Source organism: Streptomyces sp. ME19-01-6, assembly GCF_033793745.1.
In the GTDB taxonomy this organism is placed as follows: Bacteria; Actinomycetota; Actinomycetes; order Streptomycetales; family Streptomycetaceae; genus Streptomyces.
This window is the reverse complement of the sequence record NZ_JARAXF010000051.1, coordinates 17,548-38,680: the sequence shown is the minus strand read 5'-3', so window position 1 is coordinate 38,680 and position 21,133 is coordinate 17,548. Positions and strand designations below refer to the sequence as shown.

Below are 21,133 nucleotides of genomic sequence, written 5' to 3'. Positions count from 1 at the left end.
AGGCAGGGGCAAGGCTTGTGGGTGGTCCGGGAGGTAGCCTTGCCCCGTGCCCGCACTCTCTGACGTCCTCGCCGCACTCGACGCACTCTGGCCGCCCGAGCGGGCGGAGCAGTGGGACGCCGTCGGCACGGTCTGCGGAGACCCCGGCGCCGAGGTCGGCCGCGTTCTGTTCGCCGTCGACCCGGTCCAGGAAGTCGCCGACGAGGCGGTGAAGCTGGGCGCCGACCTGCTTGTCACCCACCACCCGCTCTATCTGCGCGGTACGACCACGGTCGCGGCCTCCACCTTCAAGGGCCGGGTGGTGCACACCCTGATCAAGAACGACATCGCGCTGCACGTCGCGCACACCAACGCCGACCGCGCCGACCCGGGCGTCTCCGACGCCCTCGCCGGCGCCCTCGATCTGCGGATCACCGGTCCGCTGGTGCCCGACCCCACCGACCCGGCCGGGCGCCGCGGGCTCGGCCGGGTCTGCGAGCTGGACCACCCCGTCGCGCTGCGGGACTTCGCCGAGCGCGCCGCGGCCCGGCTGCCCGCCACGGCCCAGGGCATCCGCGTCGCGGGCGACCCGGACCGGCTGATCCGTACGGTCGCCGTCTGCGGCGGCTCCGGCGACAGCCTCTTCGCGGAGGTGCGCGCGGCCGGAGTCGACGCGTACCTCACCGCCGACCTGCGCCACCACCCCGCCTCCGAGGCCCAGCAGGCCGCGGCGATGTCCCCCGGCGGGGACGGCCTCGCGCTGCTGGACGCCGCCCACTGGGCCACCGAGTGGCCGTGGGTCGAGCAGGCCGCCGCGCAGCTCGACGAGATCTCCGACCGGCACGGCTGGGGTCTGCGCACCCACATCTCCCGTAGGGTCACCGACCCTTGGACCGCGCACGCGTCCGCCGCGCACGCGTCCGCCGCGCACGCGCCCACCACCGCTCACGTCCCGTCCACCACCACCCCTGGAGCCCCACGCTGAACGCCGCGCCCGCCGACCAGATCCGCCTCCTCGAGGTCCAGGCCCTCGACGTCCGGCTCTCCCAACTCGCCCACAAGCGCAGGACGCTGCCCGAGCACGCCGAGCTGGACACCCTGAACGCCGACCTCACCCAGCTGCGCGACCTCCTCGTGGCGGCGCAGACCGAGGAGAGCGACACCGCCCGCGAGCAGACGAAGGCGGAGCAGGACGTGGACCAGGTGCGCCAGCGCGCCGCCCGCGACCAGAAGCGCCTCGACTCCGGCGCCGTCACCTCCCCGAAGGATCTGGAGAACCTGCAGCACGAGATCGCCTCCCTCGCCAAGCGCCAGAGCGACCTGGAGGACGTCGTCCTGGAGGTCATGGAGCGCCGCGAGTCCGCGCAGGAGCGGGTGGCCGAGTTGACCGGCCGCGTGGAGTCGCTGCAGGCCAAGATCGGCGACGCCACCATCCGGCGGGACACGGCGGCCGGTGAGATCGACACCGAGGTGGCGACCGTCACCAAGGAGCGCGGGGTCATCGCCGGGACGATCCCCGCCGACCTGCTGAAGCTGTACGACAAGCTGCGCGGGCAGCAGGGCGGCGTCGGCGCGGCGCGGCTCTACCAGCGGCGCTGTGACGGCTGCCGCCAGGAGTTGGCGATCACCGAGCTGAACGAGGTGCGGGCGGCGGCCCCGGACACCGTGGTGCGGTGCGAGAACTGCCGCCGCATCCTGGTCCGTACGCCCGAATCGGGGCTGTAGGCCGATGGCGCGTCGCTTCGTCGTCGAGGCGGACGGCGGCTCCCGGGGCAACCCGGGGCCGGCCGGCTACGGCGCGGTCGTCCGCGACGCGGAGACCGGCGAGACCCTCGCCGAGGCGGCGGAGTACATCGGCACCGTGACCAACAACGTCGCCGAGTACAGGGGCCTGATCGCCGGGTTGCGGGCGGCGCGCGCCCTCGACCCGGAGGCCGAGGTCCAGGTCCGGATGGACTCCAAGCTCGTGGTCGAGCAGATGTCGGGCCGCTGGAAGATCAAGCATCCCGGCATGCGCCCGCTCGCCGCCGAGGCCAAGGAGGTCTTCCCACCCGGGCAGGTGTCGTACGAGTGGATCCCGCGCGAGCGGAACAAGCACGCGGACCTGCTCGCCAACGAGGCGATGGACGCGGGCGCGCGGGGCGAGCAGTGGCGGCCGAGCACGGGGGTCACGCCGTCCGCCGACGACGTCCTCGAGGCGCCCGCCGAGACCGCCGCCCCGGCCGTCGCGCCCCCCGGGTGGGCCGTCCCGGCCGACATGGGCACCCCTGCCACCTTCGTCCTGCTCCGGCACGGCGAGACCGCGCTGACCCCGGAGAAGCGCTTCTCCGGCAGCGGCGGCAGCGACCCCGAGCTCTCACCCGTGGGCCGCCGCCAGGCCGAGCTCGTGGCGGCGGCGCTGGCGGCGCGCGGCACCATCCAGGTGGTGGTCAGCTCGCCGCTCAGGCGCTGCGTCGAGACGGCCGAGGCGGTGGCGTCCCGCATCGGTGTCGACGTCCGTATCGAAGAGGGGCTGCGCGAGACCGACTTCGGGGCCTGGGAAGGCCTGACGTTCGCGGAGGCACGGGAGCGCTACCCGGACGACCTCCAGGCCTGGCTCGCCTCCTCGAAGGCGGCCCCCACCGGCGGCGGCGAGAGCTTCGCGGCGGTCGCCCGCCGGGTCGCGGTCACCCGCGACCAGCTCCTCGCGCGGTATGCGGGCCGCACGGTGCTGCTGGTCACGCATGTGACGCCGATCAAGACCCTGGTCCGGCTGGCGCTGGGCGCGCCGCCGGAGTCGCTGTTCCGGATGGAGCTCTCCGCGGCGTCGCTGTCTGCGCTGGCGTACTACGCGGACGGCAACGCGTCGCTGCGCCTGCTGAACGACACGGCACACCTGCGGTAGCCGTCGGGCCTCGGCTCTCAGGCCTCGGGGATGCCGGCCTCGGCGCGGTCGGCGTCGATCAGCTCGGTGAGCAAGACGACGGTGGCGGCGGCGATCTCCCGCAGTGTGGCGTCGTCCCGCGGCGCGGTGCCCTCCCGAAGGGCCTCATCAGAGGCCGCCGACTCGCTCTCGAACGCGCGCTGAACGGTCCGCGCGAGCAGGTCGGCTCGCTGGTCGGAAGCGCCCTCGGCCCGGAGAAAGCCCTCGAAGGTCGCCTGGTAGGCGTAGCCGACCTCATCGACGGCCATGTCGTCGCGGAGCAGGCCGTGCTCGGCGAGCAGCGCGAAGTATCCGCGCGCCATCGTGCTGTGCCGCTCGTCGCGGGCGGTGTCGGCTGAGCCGGCCAGCTTGCCGAGCAGGTCGGGGTCGTCCAGGAGGAACCCGCGCAGCAGCGGGCGGCCGATGATGGCCAGGAAGTAGGCGCGCGCGAAGCGGTGCAGCAGGCAGGTCCGCGGGTCCTGCCGCAGCGCCTGCCGCAGCTCGTCCATCGCGTAGTGCACCTCCCGCTCGAAGACCGCGCCGAACAGCTGCTCGCGGTTCTTCCAGTGCAGATAGACGGTGCCCTTGCCGATCTCGGCTCCGGCGGCCACATCGTCGATGGTCACCCGCCGGTAGCCGTGGCGGAGCAGCAGGTCGGCAGCCACATCGAGGATGCGCGTGGCGCGCTCGGCGCGCTGTTGGGGGTCGCGGAGTCGGCCGGTGTTCGCACTCATGGAGAGACCGTATGACCAGATGTGAGATCTGGTCAATTACCGCCAGGGTCACCTCTGTCTGTTGACTAACTTTCGAAATTCGTCATACGGTCATGTCGAGGCGGCGGACGGCCACTCCGGCCAACCCCTGCGACAGGAGCGAGAGATGAACACCAAGACCAACCCGACAGTCCTGATCTCCGGAGCCGGGATCGCCGGCACGACGCTGGCGTACTGGCTGGCGCGGCACGGATTCCGGCCCACCATCGTCGAGCGCGCCGCGGGCCTGCGCTCCAGCGGCAACCCGGTGGATGTGCGCGGCCCGGCCGTGGAGGTGGCCGAGCGCATGGGCGTGATGCCGCGGCTGCGCCAGGCCGCCACCCAGGTGACCGCGATGAGCTTCGTCAACGGTTCCGGCCGTCAGGTGGGCCGGGTCAACATGCGGGCCCTGCGACGGGCGTCCGACAGCCGGGAGGTGGAGGTGACGCGCACCGACCTGGCGGAGATCCTCTACGAGGCGAGCCAGGACTCCGCCGAGGTTCTGTTCGGCGACACCATGACCGCGCTGAGCCAGGACGGCGACGGCGTGGACGTCACCTTCGAAAAGGCCGCGCCACGCCGGTTCGACCTGGTCATCGGGGCCGATGGGCTCCACTCGACGACCCGTCGGCTGGCCTTCGGACCCGAGTCGGACTTCGTCCGCCACATGGGCCTCTACGTCGCGACGATGCCGCTCGACGGCCCGGCCGACAGCTTGCAGGACGTCGTCATCCACAACGCCCCCGGCCGGATGGTCTCCCTGCACCCCGTCCACGGCCGCGCCCTGGCGGCCTTCATCTTCCGCCACCCGGCGGTGGCGGACTTCAACCACCGCGACCTCGCCCAGCACAAGCGGATCATCGCCGACGCCTACGCCGACGACGGCTGGCGCGTGCCCGAACTGCTGGACCGGGCCCGCGCCGCCGAGGACCTCTGGTTCGACTCCGTCAGCCAGGTACGGCTCGACTCCTGGGCGAACGGCCGCATCGCGCTGCTGGGCGACGCCGCCTCCTCGGTGTCGCTGTTCGGCGACGGCTCCACCCTGGCCATGGCGGGTGCCCACACCCTCGCCGAGGAACTGGCCGCCACCCCCACCGACCCGCACACGGCCTTCGCGCGCTACGAGACCAGGCACCGCACCCTGGTCGACCCCCGGCAGGGAAACGTCGCGACGGCCGCCGCGCTGATGGTCCCCGCGACCCGCGCCGGAGTCGCCGCGCGCAACATGGCCACCCGGCTCTGGCCGACCGTGGCGGCCGCGTCCTGGGTCCGCAGCCGGCTCACCCCGCCCCGCAAGCCCGCACCGGCGATCGCCTGACGGCGCCCGTTGTCAGCCGCGCAGGCCCGCCGCCTCATGCGCCAGGCCCTCCACCCGGGCCCAGTCGCGCGCGGCGACCGCGTCCGGTGGCAGCATCCAAGTGCCGCCGACGCAACCCACGTTGGGGAGGGCCAGATAGCCGGGGGCGCGGGAGGCGTCGATGCCCCCCGTGGGGCAGAAGCGGGCCTGGGGGAGTGGGGAGGCGAGCGACCGCAGATAGGCCGTCCCCCCGGCCGCCTCCGCCGGGAAGAACTTCATCTCGGTCACCCCGCGCTCCAGCAGCGCCACGACCTCCGAGGTGGTGGAGACCCCCGGCAGGAACGGCAGGCCCGAGGCGCGCATCGCGCCCAGCAGCCGGTCGGTCCACCCCGGGCTGACCAGGAACCTCGCCCCGGCCGCGACGGAGGCCGCCACATGCTCGGGTGTCAGCACCGTGCCGACACCGACGACCGCCTCGGGCACCTCCTCGGCAATGGCCCGGATGGCGTCCAGTGCGGCCGGGGTACGCAGGGTCACCTCGATCGCGGGCAGCCCGCCCGCGACGAGCGCGCGGGCCATCGGCACGGCCTGGGCCGCGTCGTCGATGACGACGACGGGAATGACGGGGGCGAGGTCGAGCACGGAGGGGGAGCCGGAGGGCGTGGCGGAGAGGGCAGCGCTAGTCACGCCGGCCATCCTGCCGCTGCCGGACACCTGCCGCAACGGCTGTTGCGCGTGGCGCAATGGCGGGAGGTGGGGCGGCTTGCCGGGGCCGACGGCCGGCGGAGTCCTGCAGCTCACGGACGTACATGTCACGGAGGCCCACGGCTGGCGCATGCCTGCGTCCCGCATGCCTGCGTCTCGTGGAAGCCAGCGGCTCCTCCGGGCTGTAGCTCGCGGAGGCCGGCGGCTCGCGGAGGCCGGCGGCTCACGCGGGCCACAGCCAGCGGAGACACAGCTCACCCAGCCATCCGGGCCCGCGGGGCCTACACCTCGGTGACCACCACATCCACCCCCCAGCCCCGCCCGGGCTTGCCCGGCGCGGACGCCTCCACGGTGTAGCCGAGCCCCCGCAGCGCCTCCACCAACTCCCCGGGCCCGCTCGGCTCCGCCCCCGCCACCAACAGATCCCGTACCAGCCGCCCCTTGGTCGCCTTGTTGAAGTGGCTGACCACCGACCGCTTCTCGACCCCGTCCACGATCTTCGACTGCAGCACCCGCACGGTCGCCGTACGCTCCGCGACCCCGCCCTTCGGCTTCCACGCCGTGGCGTACGCCGCCGACCGCAGATCCAGCACCAGCCCGCCCCCGGCCGCTTCGGGCAGCACCTCGCTCATCGGCGCCCGCCAGAACGCCCCGAGCGCGCCGAGCCCCGGCAGCTTCACCCCCATCGAGCAGCGGTACGACGGAATCCGGTCGTCGATCCGTACGGCGCCCCACAGCCCCGAGAAGACCAGCAGCGACCGCTCCGCACGGCGCCGGGCGGCGGCGGGCAGGGTCGCCGGCCCGAGCGCGTCGTACAGCACGCCGGTGTAGATCTCCCCGGCCGGGCGCGTCCCGGCCTCCCGCAGCCCCGCGTTCTTCGCCACCTCGCCCCGCAGCCCCTCGCTCAGCCCGAGCACCTCGGCGGCCTTCCCCGCGTCGCCCGAACACAGCGACACCAACTCATCGAGCACCGCCGCCCGCGCCCCGCCCAGCCCCGGCAGCGACAGCGCCCGCGGGTCCAGCGGGCTCCCCGACTCGGCCGGGGCCTTTCCCTCCGACGGCGGCAACAGCACGAGCACGGTCTTCTCTCCTTCGCTTCACGGGTCCGGGCGAGCCCGTGGCAGCCTACGGCCCCGCGCACGGGCTTCTGCGCCACGATCGAGTGAGGCATACGCATGAGACCGCCGACTTCCTGTGATCCCCGCCGCTGTCCGGGGCACCGCACGGCCCCGGTACCATGGTCGCTACGGCGGGCGAGTCGGCCGGGCGGTCGCGTCGGGGTCCTTCGGGATCCCGCCGAGGAACGTCCGGGCTCCATACGGCAGGGTGGTGGGTAACGCCCACCCGGGGTGACCCGCGGGACAGTGCCACAGAAAACAGACCGCCGGGAGCCGCGAGGCTTCCGCCCGAGTCCGCGGGTAGACCGCACGAGACCGGCGGCAACGTCGGTCCTAGATGGATGGCCGTCTCCCCGGCCGCCGTGAGGCGACCGGGTGACAGAACCCGGCGTACAGCCTGACTCGTCTGCCGCTCTATATTTTCGCAGGTCAGAGCCATGTTTTGTAGATAAATAAACCGCTCCGGAGATGGACATGCGGGTCATAACGGGCAACCCGTGGGTGCGGGAGCCGTCGGATCTCGGAGAACAGCAGGACGGAAAGCCCCGGACGCAGCTGGAAGTATCGTCCGGTGTGTCTCCCTGTGGAACGGATCATGTCGGCTGGGAGGGTCGGGCGGGAACATTTACTACCTGAAGCGCTTGTTCCCGATGAACCTTGTGGCGATGCGGCGGGCAAGTAGGCGGCCGCGAGTGCCGTACACCATGACAAGCAAGGTCAGCGCAAACGTTCCTGGGCCACTCCACTGCGCCTTTGCTTCTCATGGAGAGTCCTGCTCCGCATCCGCATCGCCGAGCACGTCCTGGGTTCCCCGAACAGGCCGAAGTGGTCGCGCCGTGGGGCGATGTGGAGTTTGTGCTTTGCCCCGCTATGTGGACACCTGCGACCCGTGCGGCCAAGTTCAGGCTACCTGAGTTGATCGATTTGCGTTCGAACTCCGCTGGGCCATCCGGGCCTCGGAATTGGTCAGCCACCATTCTCCATGGAGGAGTTCGCGCTTGATGCTGGCGAAGAAGGATTCCGCGAGCGCGTTGTCGTAGCTTGATCCGACCCGGCCCATCGAGCGGCGTATCCCGTGCTTCCGGCAGGCCCCGGCGAACGCCTCGGACGTGTATTGGGCGAGTTCAACTGGTCGATGCAACACCGACTTGTTGAAGCGAGCGTAGTTGCTCTTCGAAGACTTCAGCGGGCGTCTTCCACCCGAGGATCTTTCGTGGCCGGTTGTTGAGCGCGTGAGCGACGGCCTCGAGTTCGTCAGCGGACCAGCGCGACAGGCCGGTGCCTTTGGGGAAGTACTGCCGCAGCAGACCGTTTGTGTTCTCATTCGTCGGGCGCTGCCACGGTGCGTGCGGGTCAGCGAAGAACACCCGCGTCCCGGTCTCCAGCGCGAACTGCGCGTGGCCCGAAAGCCCCTGCCCGCGATCCCACGTCAGGGTCTTGCGCAACTGCTCGGGCAACTTGGTCATCGACGCCGTGAGTGCGGCGTTCATCGCGACGGCCCCGTAGCCGCCGAGCGACGGCCCGTTTACTGGCGAACGTGGTTATGCGAACCTGCGGAATGGTTGAGCATTCGGTGAGGCTGCCGAGCGGACCCGACCGCGGTCAAGGCCAGTCGGGGTGTCACACCGGTAGGAGTCCGTGATCGATTGGTCGGAGTTTCTGTAGCTGCCACGTGCCTCCAGTTTGGGCTGCGCCGCAGCGACATGGTCGGTCCGCTCTCAACGAGCTGGCCGAGAGTCACCCCGTGGTGCGGGTGCCGGGTCCCGGCGACCAGCGGGGCACCCGATGATCCAGCGCACCACGTCGGCCACGAACAGCGGCGGTGTCGACGAAGGCGGCGATCTCGGCACGCAGGATCTGCGTGAGCCGTTGGCCCCTATGAGCCCCGGCCAGGCCCGCATATTGGATGCACGTCAAGCGTCCTGAGGGCGCCTCGAGACTCGCGAAGGGGTCGGGGGCGTCGCGCTACGTTGTGTGGGTCCGCCGGTACGCGTCGAGTGTGCGCGGGCCGAAGGCGTCAGGCAGTACCTGTTCGATCGTCTTGATGCCGCTGATGGTGTCGAGGAGCATTCCGGGTGCTGAGTGTTCGAAGAGGAGCTGCCTGCAGCGCCCGCACGGCATGAGGCGCTCACCGTCGCCGTCGACGCATGCAAACGCCGTCAGCTTGCCTCCGCCGGTCATGACGAGGTTGGAGACCAGGGAACACTCGGCGCACAGGCCCACTCCGTAGGAAGCGTTCTCGATGTTCGCGCCGGTCACGATGCGCCCGTCATCGGTCAGCGCGGCGACCCCGACGGGGAAGTGGGAGTAGGGGACGTATGCCTTCCGCATCGCTTCGGTCGCGTGTTCCTTCAGCGATTGCCACTGGTCTGAGCTGATGTCGGTCATTGGTTCATCCTTTGGCCAGGTGGTGGGGGTTACGGAGCGGACGTGGATGCGCGGATGACGAGCTCTGTGCTGATCCGGCTGTCGCGATCGGGTTCAGTCGGGTCAGCGATTCGACGGCGTGTTGATGATCTGCAAGCCCTTGGGGTGGGCGGCGTGGCCGCCGGGGCGATGGGCGCCCAGCCCATCGCCCCGGGGGACCGCCGGATCTCCGCCCTGGCTGGTCGACACGCAACCGGCCAGTGCGTTGGTCAGGACCGTGCGGCCGCGCTCTTGCGGCCCTGCACGATCTCGTTCAGGCGCGCGGTCTGCTCATCGACGGCATGCGGCCCGTTGCCGGTCAGGACACCGTGGGTCTCGTCCCAGATGACCAGAACCTCGGCCATGTTTTCGGTCGTGTCGACCTTGTATCCGGCGTCCTTGAGCACCACGTCGACGAAGAATTCCAGGCGGGTCTCCTCGCCGGGGATCTTCGGGTAGCCGCCGTCGAGCATCTGCAGCTCGCCGTGGTCGGGAACGGTGGTGATGTGGGCGCCCTTGAACGCGTGGTCCTCGTTGACGCTGACCTTGCCGTCGGCGTCGACACGGTACTTGGCAGCCGTCATCGCGACGGGCGCGTGGCAGATCAGCGAGATCGGGACGTCGTTCTCCCGCAGCTGGTGGAGCAGCTCGCCGACCACCGGGTTGTCGTGGAAGTCGATCATCGGTGCGTGGCCGCCCGGCGCGTGCATGAAATCGAAGCCGGCAAGCGAGAAGTCGTCGGTTGCGTCGCGGTGCCGGGCGAGCAGTTCCTCGATGGAGTACCACTTCTGCTCCGGCAGGGCCTCCAGGCCGGCGACGAGCTCCTCACGGATGGAGCGAACCTCCTTTGTCGGTGTTCGGCAGGACCGGGGAGACCGGCATCCGGCCGAGGCGGCGCCGCAGAAGGGCGAGCTCGCTGTCACGGCGGGCGACCAGCTCGGGGTTCTTCTCGCGCACCTCTTCGACGCCGTACTGCTCGTTCTGCATGGCTACCCGCATGAGGTCCGAGCCGAGGTTGGCGCCGCCGTGCATGGCGAGCGCCATGCCGTTGATGTCGAGCGTCGGGAGCTTGCCGTCCGGCGTGGCGAGGACGAAGTCGTGGGTGTCCTCGTACTGGGCGAGAACAGCGGCCAGCTCGACGAGGAACCAGCCGATGGTGATGCTGCGGCCGCCTTCCGGCTTGGTCAGCGGCAGCTGTGATCCGGACGAGACGACGATGAGTGCCTTGGGGCGGGCGCTGTTGTTGGTCATGATTTCTTCCTTTCATCCGTTGCGGTTCGGGTGGTGTTGTGTGGAAATTGGCCGGGGATCTGTGGTCCGGCCGGCGCACCGCAATCGCGCTTGATGAGGGCGTCGAAGGCCCGGTCGGGTCGGAGGCGGCTGCACAGACCGGCGGCGACGCACGCCGCGGACCCTGCTGTGACGGGTGTGCCCGGCGGTGAGGGTCCACGGCCAGACGCGTGCTTACCGCCGCTCGGTTCAGGCCGCCGGGTTGCCTTGGGACAGCGCGGAGACGTCGGCCCAGTCCTGCCAGGTCTTGAGGCGCTCGGCGTACACAGGGGGAAGCAGGTCCAGGCCCGCGGTGCCGAAGAAGACGCGCAGGGGCGGGGTGTCGGCGTCGACGATCTGCAGAAGCGCCGGTCCGGCCGCGGCGGGGTCGCCGATCTTCATGTCACGCCAGCCCTCGGCCACGGCCGCGCGCACCTGGTCGTAGACGGGCAGCTGCTCGGCGAAGCTCGCGGAGGCGCCGGACCAGTCGGTGGCGAAGCCGCCGGGCTCGACCAGGGTGACCTTGATCCCGAACGCGGCGACCTCCTTGGCCAGGGATTCGGTCAGTCCTTCCAGGGCCCACTTGGAGGCGTGGTAGCCACCGAGGTTGGGGAAGGTGGTCACGCCGCCGATGGTGGAGATCTGCACGATGTGGCCGCTGCCCTGCTCGCGCAGCAGCGGCAGCGCGGCCTGGGTCACCCACAGGGCGCCGAAGAAGTTGGTCTCCATCTGGTCGCGGACCTGCTGCTCGGTCAGTTCCTCGACAGCGCCGAACAGGCCGTAGCCGGCGTTGTTGACGACGACGTCCAGGCCGCCGAAGTGGGCGTGCGCCCGCTGCACGGCCTCGGTGGCGGCGGCCTTGTCCGTCACGTCCAGGGGCAGCGCAAGGATCGCCTCGCCGTGGGCGGCGACCAGGTCCTTGAGGGAATCGGTGTTGCGGGCGGTGGCCGCGACCTTGTCGCCGCGCTGAAGGGCCGCCTCGGCGAACTGGCGGCCGAAACCGCGCGAGGAACCCGTGATGAACCAGATCTTGCTCATGGAAACACTCCTACTCGAAACGAGGGATTATGGAGAGACCGTACACCCGCATGAGACTCAGTATCAAATTGAGCTGCCGTGTATTCTTGAGGCATGACTGACTCCTCCGGTACTCCCACCCGCTCCACGGCCAAGCCCGGCCTGCGCGAGCGCATGCGCGCGACCATCCGGGCGGAAGTGACGGAGGTGGCGCTCAGGCTCTTCATCGAGCAGGGGTTCGACCGCACGACCGTCGACCAGATCGCCGCCGAGGCCGGGCTGTCGCGCGCCAGCCTGTTCCGGCACTTCGGCACGAAGGAGGACATCGTTCTGGTCGACCTGGAGGAGATCGGCCGCCAGATCGCCGACGCGCTCGTCGCCCGGCCCGACGAGGAGCGGCCCTGGGAGGCGCTGCGCCGGGCCTTCGACGTGATGATGCGGATACACGAGACCGCACCCGAGCGGACCCTCGGCTATCTGCGGATGCTCCAGGAGACACCGTCATTGCGCGCCCGGCACTTCGAGAAGCAGCTGGGCTGGCAGGAGATGATGGTCCCGGAGATCGCACGGCGACTGGGGGCCGGCCCCGACCACCCCGAGGATCCCAGGCCGACTGCCCTGGTCGCGGCCGCCCTCGCCTGCGCGGACGCGGCTTCGACGGGCTGGGTGGCCTGCGAGGGAACTGTCCCAATGGCCGTGCTGCTCGACCGCGCAATGGGCGCCTTCACTGAGTAGCCCCGCGCGTGCCCTGCTCCGCCGTTCGCGCCGCGCGCCTGGCGCACTGCCGGCGTCAGTCGGAGCCGCCCGGCGAGCCCGGTGTCCGGCTGCGCTGCTTCCTGGATCTGCGCCAGAAAGCTGACTCCGAGCACCAGGCGCTGGAAGGCAACGACCCGGAGTTCGGCTGACCGTCTGTGAGCGCCGGCAATCTGCTGCACCGGCCCACCGGCGCCGCCGGCTCCAAGCGCGAGGCCGTCGACACCTGTGTGCGCTACGTGACCGGGCACCTCGCCCGGCTCCGCTACGACATCGCACTGAAGAACGGGTGGCCGATCGCGACCGGCTCCGTCGAGGGAGCCTGCCGCCACCTCGTGGGCGACCGCCTCGATATCACCGGCGCCCGCTGGGGCCTCGACAGCGCCGAAGCCGTACTCAAACTCCGCGCCGTCCACGCCAACGGTGACCTCGGCGACTACCTCACCTACCACCACACCGCGAGCACCAGTGCACCTAGCCCGACCAGCGGGACTACCAACTCGGCGCCTGATCAACGCCCTTCTTCCAGAAGGGATCCGCACCCGTCCGAGTTGGCGGAGCGGCGGCCGAAGTACCACCGTCTGCTGGCGGCCAGGCGTTCGGCGACTGACCGTGCAGTTCAAGCCCGGCGACACCGCGCATGCGGTGGAGCAACTCGCCTGGATGCAAGCGCAGTTCTTCGCCAACCGCCCAGACGACCGCCCGGCGGCGTGTAAACCTTCGGGCCGTGCCTCCGCGGCGTCGAAGTGGGCCGACCGCGTCAGACGTCTGTGCCACGAGGCCGGCCGTGCCCTTCTCATTGGTGGCGTGGGCGGGGCAGCAGGGCGAACGCGCTCTCCGCGATCGAGGTCAGGCGGTCGGGGCTGTGGCCGTACGCGCCGACGACATCGCTCCCGCGGATGATGGTCAGCAGAAGGTACGCGAGGTCGTCGGGATCCGCGTCGGGGTCGATGTCGCCGTTGCGCTGCGCCGCTCGCACACACTCGGCCACCGCCGTCGCGACCACGGAGAAGCACTCGTTGGCCAGGCGTTTCACCTCGGGGTCGGAGGCGCCGACCTCCAGGGCCATCTTGGCGGCGAAGCAGGCCGCCCCCGCCCGGTCAGACGCGGGGGGTACGTCGGCGGCGAGCGGCACCCCGTGGACGGCGCGCAGCAAGTACGCGTGAAGTCGTTCCAGGGCGCCCTCGTCCGGTCCGGCGAGCGCCTTCCGCGGACCCTGCCCCAGCCGGGCGAAGTAGCCGCCCATCGCCTCCAGCAGCACGCCGTGCTTGCCGTCGAACGCGGCATAGAGACTGCCGCGGCCCAGGCCGGTGGCGGCGCTGATGTCGTCGACGCTCGTGCCGTTGTAGCCCGAGGCGCGGAACTGCCGCTCGGCGGCATGCAGGACGTGGTCGCGGTCGAAGCTTCGTGGTCTCGCCATACACAGAAGGTACGGCCGACCCACTGTTCTTGACAACTCAGTACAGAACCGCCTAGGTTTCCGACTGTTCAGTACACAACCGTCCTGAGCTCGCTGGACCGGCTTGGTCCTGGCTTGCCGGAGCGCGACGCCGCGAAGGCGGCTTGGAGGTTGAACTCATGACACAGGTGACCCAGCGACCGCCCTTCGGCGAGAACTCCCCGGCCAGGGGGTTCCAGGCGAGCGACCGCGTCCGTCATCGGACGGTTCAGGCAGGCGGACTGGAGGTGCCGATCCTTGAGGCCGGCAGCGGGCCGCTCGTTGTGTTCCTCCACGGGTTTCCCGACCATGCCGCCAGCTGGACAGGGATCCTCGACCGCCTCGCGCAGGAGGGGTACTGGGCGGTCGCGCCCGCACAGCGCGGATACTGGCCCGGCGGCGCGGCCCCCGACGGCTCCTACCGCGTTGCCTCGACCGGCCAGGACGCCCTCGCCCTCATCGAAGCGCTCGGGCGCGAGCAGGCGGATCTCATCGGCCACGACTTCGGCGCCGCAGCGGCGTACGCGGCTACGAGCCTCGATGCGAGGCGTGTCCGCAAGCTTGTCACCATGGCGGCTCCCCCTGGCCGTCAACTGATGACCGCATTGGTCACCGACGGTGACCAGTAGCGACGCAGGTGTCTCCTTGCCGGACCCGCTTCGGCTGATCCTCGATCACCTATGGTGCGTCCGGTAGCGGAGCCTGTTAGAAGTGATCACTGGCGAGAGCGTCTCGCTGCCTGCTCCTGTCGGGAACCACTGGTTCCTGGCGAAGGTGGTCATGTGCGGCATGGTGTTCCCGTCCCCGTCGGCGGGGCGTCGTCACGGTACCTTCCGCTTGGACGTGGACAAGCGCCTCGACCTGGGGCTCACGGTGCCTCGACCCCGCACCCTGGCGGACGCCACCGACCGACCGAGCACGAAAACACGATGAAGGACTCCCGTAGCCGGCTGGCCCGCTTTCTTGAGCGCCGGCGGGAGTCTTGCCGTGGACGCGGCCCGCTATCTGGCCGACGAGTCGTACCGGCGGCGAATCGCCCGGCAGCTGAACAAGGGCGAGAACCTGCACGCCCTGCGCCGGGAACTCGCCTACGTCGGCGAGGGCGCGGGTCCGGCGCCAGCACTGCGAGCAGCAACCGAGCAGATGTGGTGCCTGACGCTGGCCACTACCGCGATCGTCATCTGGACCACCGAGTACTACGGCCTCGCAGTCACCGCGCTGCGCCGGGCCGGCCGACCCGTTGATGACGACCTGCTGGCACACATCTGGCCCAGCCGCCACGCCAACGGCAACTCTTACGACACCCAGGCCGGATTGTTCGGTCTTGCCGGGTGCGGTCAGGCGGTTCGGGCCGTGATCCCACGCCGGCGAGCGTGGTGGAGCTGGATGCGGCTGGTTTCAGGTGGGGCGGCGGATGGCCTGTACGGCGGTGTCGTAGAGGTCGAACATGTCGGCCTGTCCCCCCAGGCGTACCCATTCCTCGTTGGCTGCCTGCATGCAGACGATCGCTGCGGCTGCGATCGCGCGGGCTTGCAGGGTGCGGTGGTCGGAGTCGGGCAGTCGCGGCTCGATGTGCGGTGCGAACAGGTCTTGCCAGCGGGCCTGCTTCTCGGTGTGTCCGGCGCGCAGGGAATCGTTGCCGAACAGCAGGGTGATGAACTCCAGGCGCCCTTCGGCTGTTATGTCGATCTCCTCGAGCACCTGGAACGCCGCGCGCAGCGCCGTCCAGGCGTCCTCGTCGGCCGGGCGCTCGGCGAGGCGCGCGGCGATCAGTTCGCCCTGTTCGTCCAGGCCGCTGAGCGCGAGGTCTTCCTTGTTGCGGAAGTAGTTGAACAGGGTCCGCCGGGAGACGCCCGCGGCGGCGGCGACCTCATCGAGGGTCGTGCTGTCGAAGCCCTTGGCAGCGAACAGCTCGATGGCGGTTCGGGCCAGCAGGGAGCGGACGACGGAGCGGGTCTGTTCCCGGATGGGGGCGGGTTTCTGAGTCATGCACCGATGGTACTTCGTCTCACGCGATGCACCCACTTGCACTCAGTGCAAAGGAGTGCGTAGAGTGAATGCCATGAGCGACGTCGACTCCGTCCCCGCCGCCCTCATCAACAGCTAAGGAACGCGATCATGACCATCACCGACGTCACCACACAGCCCACCGACGCGGAGCGCTTCCATCACATACTCCAGACCCAGCGCGCCGCCTTCCTGCGCGATGGAGCGCCTTCCTTGGAGGCGCGGCGAAGCGATCTGACCCGGTTCAGGGCGGCGCTGATCGCCCGGCGTGGCGACATCGAGAAGGCGATCGGCGCCGACTTCGGGCATCGTTCGCGGCACGAGAGTGCGCTGATGGAAGTCGTGGGTGTCGTGCAGGGCATCGACTACCTGCGGCGCAACCTTCGCCGGTTCATGCGCCCGACCCACCGGCACATCGAGCTGGCGCTGCGTTTCGGCAGCAACCGCATCGAGTACCAGCCGCTCGGCGTGGTCGGCGTCATCTCGCCGTGGAACTATCCGGTCAACCTGTCGCTCATGCCCGTCGTCACCGCGATCGCCGCCGGCAACCGCGTCATGCTCAAGCCGTCGAAGCTGACCCCGGCGACGAACGCGGTGCTCGCGTCGATGCTCGCCGAGCTCTTCCCGCCGGAGCAGGTCACGATGGTCAGCGGCGACGGCTCCGCGTTCTCCTCATTGCCGTTCGACCATCTCGTCTTCACCGGCAGCACCGAGGTCGGGCGAGCCGTGATGCAGGCGGCCAGCGACCACCTCGTCCCCGTCACGCTGGAACTCGGCGGCAAGTCCCCGACCATCGTGGCCAAGGGACACGTCCACGACCGGGCCGTGGCCGACATCGTCTTCGGCAAGCTGCTCAGCGGCGGGCAGACCTGCATCGCCCCCGACTACGCCCTGGTGCACGAATCCGAGATCGACGCCTTCATCGCCGCCTACGACAGACTGGTCAAGGCCGCCTACCCCGACGGCCCCACCAGCGACGACTACACGTCGATCATCGACGACAAGCAGTACAAGATCCTCACCGACTTGATAGAGGACGCCCGCGCTCATGGGGCGCGGATCATCGAGGTCGGACACCGGCCGGGCGACGCGGCCCGCCGTCCGCACACCCTCGCACCGACCGTCGTGCTCGGCGTCACCGACGACATGCGCATCGCCCACGAGGAGATCTTCGGTCCCATCCTGCCGATCTTCGGTTACCGCGACATCGACGACGCCATCAACTACGTCAACGCACGACCGCGGCCGCTCGCGCTCTACTACTTCGGCGACAACGGCCCCGAGCGGCGCAAGGTCCTCGACCGTACGACCTCCGGCAACGTCACCGTCAACGGCACCATCATGCACGTCGCGCAGGACGACCTCCCCTTCGGCGGCGTCGGCGCCAGTGGGATGGGCAAGTACCACGGCATCGAAGGCTTCCGCACACTCAGCCACCCCAAGGGCATCTACGAACAAGGACGCTGGAACGCCACCCGCATGCTGCGCGCCCCCTTCAACAAGCGCACCGAAACCCTCCTCAACTTCCTGCTCCGGTGAAGGGGGCAGCACCGGCGCCCGCCGCTCCTCAGCACCCCCCACACAAGTGCGGCCGCCCGTTCGGCGAGACCGATCAGAGGATCGGCGGAAAGGGTGTTCACCCCGAGCGGCGGCGTCGAACGCCAGGACGCACTACCGCCCGTGCAGCGGCCAGGGCCTGGCCGAGGCGCACACCTCCGCAAGGAGGCCCCCGATGGCTGATCACGACCTCGTTCTCGTCACCGGCGCCGGCGGCATGGGCCGCCTCGTCACCGAGCGGCTGCGCGCCCAGAACGTGCCGGTCCGCGCGGATCCGCCGCGAGGACGACCGCGCGGCCGAGGTGCGGGCATGGGGCGCCGAGGTCGTCACCGGGGACACCTCAAACGTCACGACCATCGCCGAGGCCGGCTCCGAGCCCGCCTCGGCAACAGATGAGCACTCGATGACGGTCGCCGACCGTCGCAAGGATTGAAAGGAGAAGGGGAGGAGGTGCCCGCGAGGGCACCGTGTCCCTGACCGCCATGAAGAAGATCGACTACCGCACCCAGACCACATTGATCACCGGGGCGAGTGCCGGACTCGGCGCGGAGTTCGCCCGCCAGTTCGCCGCGCGCGGCTCGGACCTCGTGCTGGTCGCCCGCCGAGCGGACCGGCTTCAGGCCCTGGCCGACGAGCTGTCCGCGAAGTACAAGGTCACCATCACGGTGGTGCCTTTCGACCTCACCGTGCCGGCCGCGGGCGAAGCGCTGGCCCAGGAGGTGGCCCAGCGTGGGATCACCGTCACCAGCCTCGTGAACAACGCCGGCTTCGGCACCCACAGCCCGTTCCGCCAGGAGGACCCGGCACGGGTCCAGCAGGAGATCGGCCTGAACGTGGCCAGCCTGGTCGACGTCACCAGGGCGTTCATCGGCCAGCTGACCGGTGTCCTGGTCAACGTCGCCAGCTCCCTCGGGTACCAGCCGTGGCCGAACGCCGCCGTCTACGGGGCGACCAAGGCCTTCGTGCTGAGCTTCACCGAGGCGCTGTGGCAGGAATCGCGAGGGACCGGGCTGCGCGTGCTCGCTCTCTCTCCGGGTCCGACCCGCACCGAGTTCTTCGACACGGCCGGCTCCGACGACATGGCCCGCGGTGTCCGGTTGCAGACGCCGAGTCAGGTGGTCACGACCGCGCTGCGCACGCTGGACCGGCGCAACCCGCCGCCCAGCGTCGTCTCCGGCACATTCAACTGGGTGATGACCCTGACCTCGCGCTTCACCACCCGCCGAGCCAACGTTCTGGCCTTCGGCGCGATGACCCAGTGGCAGATGCGCTCGAGTGGGCCTGGTCACTGACCTGCTCCGGACCACAGGCGACGCCGACCGATCGCTCGCAGCGGTGAACTGCCCACCGCCGCCCCTCGGGAGTGCCCTCTCGATTTGGCGGCTTGAAACCGACCGGTTTACAATAGTGATGAAGCTGGCTGGTTTCCCATAGGGGGCGGTCACGACCGTGATCCAGTGGGGTCGCCGAGCAGTCACCGAGTTCCCCTGCGGCTGTACAGGCCGAGGGTTGAACCCCAGAGAGCTCCCGGCCTGCAACGGCGCCGTCCGGTCTCCTTCTGATGTATCTGTGTTGTCCAGACCGGAGTAAGTCATGAATGGAATGCACCCCTTCCGCCTGCTGCGTGCCAGACCCCTCTGGATAGCCAGCGGCGTCATCACGGGCGTGCTCGCGCTGCTGTTCGGCATTTTCTACGTCGGCCCCAATATCGATCCGGCCGGCCATACGAAGAATCTGCCGGTCGGCCTGGTCAACTCCGACAAGGGGGCCAGTGTCGGCGGCAAGCCGCTCAATCTCGGGGCGCAGATCACCGGCTCGATCAAGACGTCCACCGCGGGCGGAGACAAGATCGACTGGAAGGTGATGGGCGAGAAGGAGGCGAAGAAGGAGCTCGGCAAGGGCAAGCTGTTCGGCGCGCTGGTCGTACCCGCTGACTTCACCTCTTCCGTCGCCGCGCTGACCGGATCCTCGGCGACCGAGAATCCGGTTCGCCCGCAGCTGACGGTGCTGACCAACCAGTCCGCCGGCAGCATCGGCTCCAACATCGCCCGGCAGGCGGCGACGACGGCGGCCGAGAGCGCCTCGCTCCAAGTGGGCAAGCAGCTGACCGCTCAGACCCAGGCCCAGCAGGCCGAGTTGCCGGCCGCGGCCCGCGTCCTGCTGGCCGATCCGGCCACGGTGACCGTCAAGGACGGGCATCCACTCGACTCACACAGCGGCCTGGGCATGTCGGCGTTCTACTACGCGCTCGTCCTCGTGGTCTGCGGCATGCTCTCGGCCAACGTCATCAGTGGCCAGGTCGACCACGCCCTCGGCTACACCCACAACGACATGGGCCCCCTGCGCATCCACCGCCCGCTGACCCGGGCCACCCGCGTGCAGAGCCTCGCCATGAGCAGCACCCTCATGGCGACCCTGTCCCTGCTGATGGGCACCCTGGTCATGGTGGGAGCCATCGGCATCATGGGCATGGACGCCTCCCATCTGCCGCTGCTGTGGCTGTACTCGGTGGCCGCCATCGCCGTCGCCGGGATCGGCGCCCTCACTCTGCTCGCCGTCTTCGGTACGCCCGGCATGCTGGTGGTCACGCTGGTCTTCATCGCGATGGCCGTGCCGACGGCCGGCGCCACCACCCCGATCGAGTCGCTGCCCGGCTTCTACCGCTTCCTCGCGGAGTTCGAGCCGCTGCGGCAGATCACCGGCGGCGTCCGCTCGATCCTCTACTACGACGCCCAGGGCGACGCGGGCCTGACCCGGGGTTGGGTCATGATGGCCGTCGGCCTCGCGGCAGCCGCACTGTTCGGCTTCGGTGTGACGGGCTGGTACGACCGCAAGGGGCTGCACCGCACCACCGCCGCGGAGGCGAAGCACAAGGAGCCTGCCGTCCCGGCGTAGCGGACCGTGCTCACGACACCAAAGACGGGGCCATTGTGCGGAGTGGCCCTCAGTGCGCGTCGCTTCGTGGGGACGGGAGGCGTGCACACCCCAAGGGCTCGGCGGCGGTACTCACGCAGCCGCCGCCGAGCCCTCCGCTCGGACTCGGATGCCCTTCGGTCATGAAGCCTGGCACCCGCCATCACCCGAGCTCCACCCTGGAAACCGATCGGTTTTCTTTTCGTTGGAATGGAGTTAACCTCTAACTATGACAACTCAGGCGAAGGTGACTCCCCGCGAGCGGCTGTTGGAGGCAGCCGCCACGCTCACCTACCAAGAAGGCGTCGGCGTCGGTGTCGATGCGCTGTGCAAGGCCGCAGGGGTGTCGAAGCGTTCCTTGTACCAGCTCTTCGAAAGCAAGGACGAACTCCTGACGGCGAGCCTGGAGGAACGCATCACTGCCTTCGCGGCGCGACTCCTGCCTGCAGCGGACGATGGTCGCCCGCCGCGCGAGCGGATCCTGCACGTGTTCGAGCAAGTGGAGTCCCGGGCGGGCGCGCCGGAATTCCGAGGCTGCCGCTACCTTGCCGTGCAGATCGAGCTCAAGGATGAGGGCCATCCCGCAAGCCAGGTGGTCCGCCGGGCCAAGGGCAATCTGACGGCCTTCTTCCGTACCGAGGCCGAACGGGGTGGGGCGAGCGATCCCGACCTGTTGGCCAGGCAACTCAGCCTCACCTTCGACGGCGCAGTAGCCCGCGCGGGCAGCAAGGCCGAGAACCTGGCTGGGCTCATCGCGCCCACCGTGAGCGTCCTGCTCGACAGTGCAGGCGTGCGTTGACGCACCTCGCGACTGATCCGGCCCACTCTTGATGGCGCTTCACGTGCATGTAGATGACCGTGTGGAGACATCGCGGTGGGCTCCTGCCGCGGTTGACCGATGCCGAGCTGGTGACGTCGGCGCCGGCTCAGGCGATGCCGGGCTTCCCTGCGAGCCCCGCCAGCTGCGCTTCCCGCATGCTTACTCGCACGGGATTTCCTCGTAGGTGCCGCAGCGGCCG

21 protein-coding genes, 1 other RNA gene and 4 pseudogenes are annotated in these 21,133 nt (G+C 69.9%); 15 read left to right on the top strand and 11 right to left on the bottom strand.

Annotation, left to right across the window (positions count from 1 at the left end; genetic code table 11):
* Positions 1-46: 46 nt before the first annotated feature.
* Genes PV419_RS50335 through PV419_RS50325 form a run of 3 tightly spaced genes read left to right on the top strand, consistent with a single transcriptional unit; the run spans position 47 to position 2,863 of the window.
* Positions 47-964, top strand: coding sequence for a Nif3-like dinuclear metal center hexameric protein (locus PV419_RS50335; protein WP_319700805.1), 918 nt, complete (start codon positions 47-49; stop codon positions 962-964).
* On the top strand, positions 961-1,704 hold the full coding sequence (locus PV419_RS50330; protein WP_319700810.1) for a zinc ribbon domain-containing protein: 744 nt from the start codon (positions 961-963) through the stop codon (positions 1,702-1,704). The genes PV419_RS50335 and PV419_RS50330 overlap by 4 nt, the downstream gene beginning before the upstream one ends.
* A 4-nt stretch (positions 1,705-1,708) precedes the next feature.
* Positions 1,709-2,863, top strand: coding sequence for a bifunctional RNase H/acid phosphatase (locus PV419_RS50325; protein WP_319700804.1), 1,155 nt, complete (start codon positions 1,709-1,711; stop codon positions 2,861-2,863).
* Positions 2,864-2,880: 17 nt separating this feature from the next.
* On the opposite strand, the gene PV419_RS50320 is transcribed toward PV419_RS50325, so the two are convergent.
* Positions 2,881-3,615, bottom strand: coding sequence for a helix-turn-helix domain-containing protein (locus PV419_RS50320; protein ID WP_319700803.1), 735 nt, complete (start codon positions 3,613-3,615; stop codon positions 2,881-2,883).
* Between the two features lie 145 nt (positions 3,616-3,760).
* Here PV419_RS50320 and PV419_RS50315 point away from each other — a divergent pair, with 145 nt between their 5' ends.
* Positions 3,761-4,951: an FAD-dependent monooxygenase gene (locus tag PV419_RS50315; protein ID WP_319700802.1), complete on the top strand. Its 1,191-nt coding sequence runs from the start codon at positions 3,761-3,763 to the stop codon at positions 4,949-4,951.
* A 12-nt stretch (positions 4,952-4,963) separates the two neighbouring features.
* Here the strand turns inward: PV419_RS50315 and eda are convergent, their stop codons facing one another.
* Positions 4,964-5,626, bottom strand: a complete 663-nt coding sequence (gene eda / locus PV419_RS50310; RefSeq protein WP_319700801.1) for a bifunctional 4-hydroxy-2-oxoglutarate aldolase/2-dehydro-3-deoxy-phosphogluconate aldolase — start codon at positions 5,624-5,626, stop codon at positions 4,964-4,966.
* Positions 5,627-5,916: 290 nt separating this feature from the next.
* Positions 5,917-6,714, bottom strand: coding sequence for a peroxide stress protein YaaA (gene yaaA / locus PV419_RS50305; protein WP_319700800.1), 798 nt, complete (start codon positions 6,712-6,714; stop codon positions 5,917-5,919).
* Between the two features lie 175 nt (positions 6,715-6,889).
* Between yaaA and rnpB the strand changes: the two genes are divergently transcribed.
* Positions 6,890-7,162: RNase P RNA component class A (gene rnpB, locus PV419_RS50300), an RNA gene on the top strand.
* A gap of 537 nt (positions 7,163-7,699) precedes the next feature.
* Here rnpB and PV419_RS50295 read toward each other — a convergent pair.
* The 6 genes and pseudogenes from PV419_RS50295 to PV419_RS50270 form a co-directional block, all read right to left on the bottom strand.
* Positions 7,700-7,873, bottom strand: a pseudogene (locus PV419_RS50295) (integrase core domain-containing protein); the annotation flags it as partial.
* Between the two features lie 4 nt (positions 7,874-7,877).
* Positions 7,878-8,279 (bottom strand): annotated as a pseudogene (locus tag PV419_RS50290) (IS30 family transposase); the annotation flags it as partial.
* Between the two features lie 439 nt (positions 8,280-8,718).
* Entirely contained in the window at positions 8,719-9,141 is a 423-nt protein-coding gene (locus PV419_RS50285) for a cytidine deaminase (RefSeq protein WP_319700799.1), read from the bottom strand.
* A gap of 248 nt (positions 9,142-9,389) precedes the next feature.
* Complete coding sequence (locus PV419_RS50280; RefSeq protein ID WP_319700798.1) at positions 9,390-10,082, bottom strand: hypothetical protein; 693 nt, start codon at positions 10,080-10,082, stop codon at positions 9,390-9,392.
* Complete coding sequence (locus tag PV419_RS50275) at positions 9,985-10,410, bottom strand: hypothetical protein (RefSeq protein ID WP_319700797.1); 426 nt, start codon at positions 10,408-10,410, stop codon at positions 9,985-9,987. The genes PV419_RS50280 and PV419_RS50275 overlap by 98 nt, the downstream gene beginning before the upstream one ends.
* 228 nt (positions 10,411-10,638) lie before the next feature.
* On the bottom strand, positions 10,639-11,466 hold the full coding sequence (locus PV419_RS50270; RefSeq protein WP_319700796.1) for an SDR family oxidoreductase: 828 nt from the start codon (positions 11,464-11,466) through the stop codon (positions 10,639-10,641).
* Positions 11,467-11,559: 93 nt separating this feature from the next.
* Here PV419_RS50270 and PV419_RS50265 point away from each other — a divergent pair, with 93 nt between their 5' ends.
* The 3 genes and pseudogenes from PV419_RS50265 to PV419_RS50255 form a co-directional block, all read left to right on the top strand.
* Positions 11,560-12,180, top strand: coding sequence for a helix-turn-helix domain-containing protein (locus tag PV419_RS50265; RefSeq protein ID WP_319700795.1), 621 nt, complete (start codon positions 11,560-11,562; stop codon positions 12,178-12,180).
* Positions 12,181-12,188: 8 nt separating this feature from the next.
* The gene (locus PV419_RS50260; RefSeq protein ID WP_319700794.1) at positions 12,189-12,350 is read left to right on the top strand and encodes a DUF6207 family protein; all 162 of its coding nucleotides are present in this window, start codon (positions 12,189-12,191) and stop codon (positions 12,348-12,350) included.
* Positions 12,351-12,401: 51 nt separating this feature from the next.
* Positions 12,402-12,709: pseudogene (locus tag PV419_RS50255) on the top strand (ISKra4 family transposase); the annotation flags it as partial.
* A gap of 285 nt (positions 12,710-12,994) precedes the next feature.
* Here PV419_RS50255 and PV419_RS50250 read toward each other — a convergent pair.
* Positions 12,995-13,618: a TetR/AcrR family transcriptional regulator gene (locus PV419_RS50250; protein WP_319700793.1), complete on the bottom strand. Its 624-nt coding sequence runs from the start codon at positions 13,616-13,618 to the stop codon at positions 12,995-12,997.
* Positions 13,619-13,776: 158 nt separating this feature from the next.
* Here PV419_RS50250 and PV419_RS50245 point away from each other — a divergent pair, with 158 nt between their 5' ends.
* Together PV419_RS50245 and PV419_RS53640 are read left to right on the top strand one after the other, a co-directional pair.
* Positions 13,777-14,265, top strand: a complete 489-nt coding sequence (locus PV419_RS50245) for an alpha/beta fold hydrolase (RefSeq protein WP_319700792.1) — start codon at positions 13,777-13,779, stop codon at positions 14,263-14,265.
* A gap of 358 nt (positions 14,266-14,623) precedes the next feature.
* A pseudogene (locus tag PV419_RS53640) lies at positions 14,624-14,908 on the top strand (Tn3 family transposase); the annotation flags it as partial.
* 126 nt (positions 14,909-15,034) lie between these two features.
* Here PV419_RS53640 and PV419_RS50240 read toward each other — a convergent pair.
* Positions 15,035-15,625 carry a TetR family transcriptional regulator gene (locus PV419_RS50240; RefSeq protein WP_319700791.1) on the bottom strand — a complete coding sequence of 197 codons (591 nt, stop codon included), beginning with the start codon at positions 15,623-15,625 and terminating at the stop codon, positions 15,035-15,037.
* Between the two features lie 129 nt (positions 15,626-15,754).
* Between PV419_RS50240 and PV419_RS50235 the strand changes: the two genes are divergently transcribed.
* From PV419_RS50235 to PV419_RS50215, 5 genes are all read left to right on the top strand, one after another.
* Positions 15,755-17,182, top strand: coding sequence for a coniferyl aldehyde dehydrogenase (locus tag PV419_RS50235; protein ID WP_319700790.1), 1,428 nt, complete (start codon positions 15,755-15,757; stop codon positions 17,180-17,182).
* Between the two features lie 193 nt (positions 17,183-17,375).
* Positions 17,376-17,597, top strand: coding sequence for a hypothetical protein (locus PV419_RS50230; RefSeq protein WP_319700789.1), 222 nt, complete (start codon positions 17,376-17,378; stop codon positions 17,595-17,597).
* Positions 17,598-17,683: 86 nt separating this feature from the next.
* On the top strand, positions 17,684-18,493 hold the full coding sequence (locus tag PV419_RS50225) for an SDR family NAD(P)-dependent oxidoreductase (RefSeq protein WP_415925548.1): 810 nt from the start codon (positions 17,684-17,686) through the stop codon (positions 18,491-18,493).
* Positions 18,494-18,794: 301 nt separating this feature from the next.
* Positions 18,795-20,096, top strand: a complete 1,302-nt coding sequence (locus PV419_RS50220; protein WP_319700787.1) for a DUF3533 domain-containing protein — start codon at positions 18,795-18,797, stop codon at positions 20,094-20,096.
* 247 nt (positions 20,097-20,343) lie between these two features.
* Positions 20,344-20,913 carry a TetR/AcrR family transcriptional regulator gene (locus tag PV419_RS50215; RefSeq protein ID WP_319700786.1) on the top strand — a complete coding sequence of 190 codons (570 nt, stop codon included), beginning with the start codon at positions 20,344-20,346 and terminating at the stop codon, positions 20,911-20,913.
* Positions 20,914-21,133 lie beyond the last annotated feature (220 nt).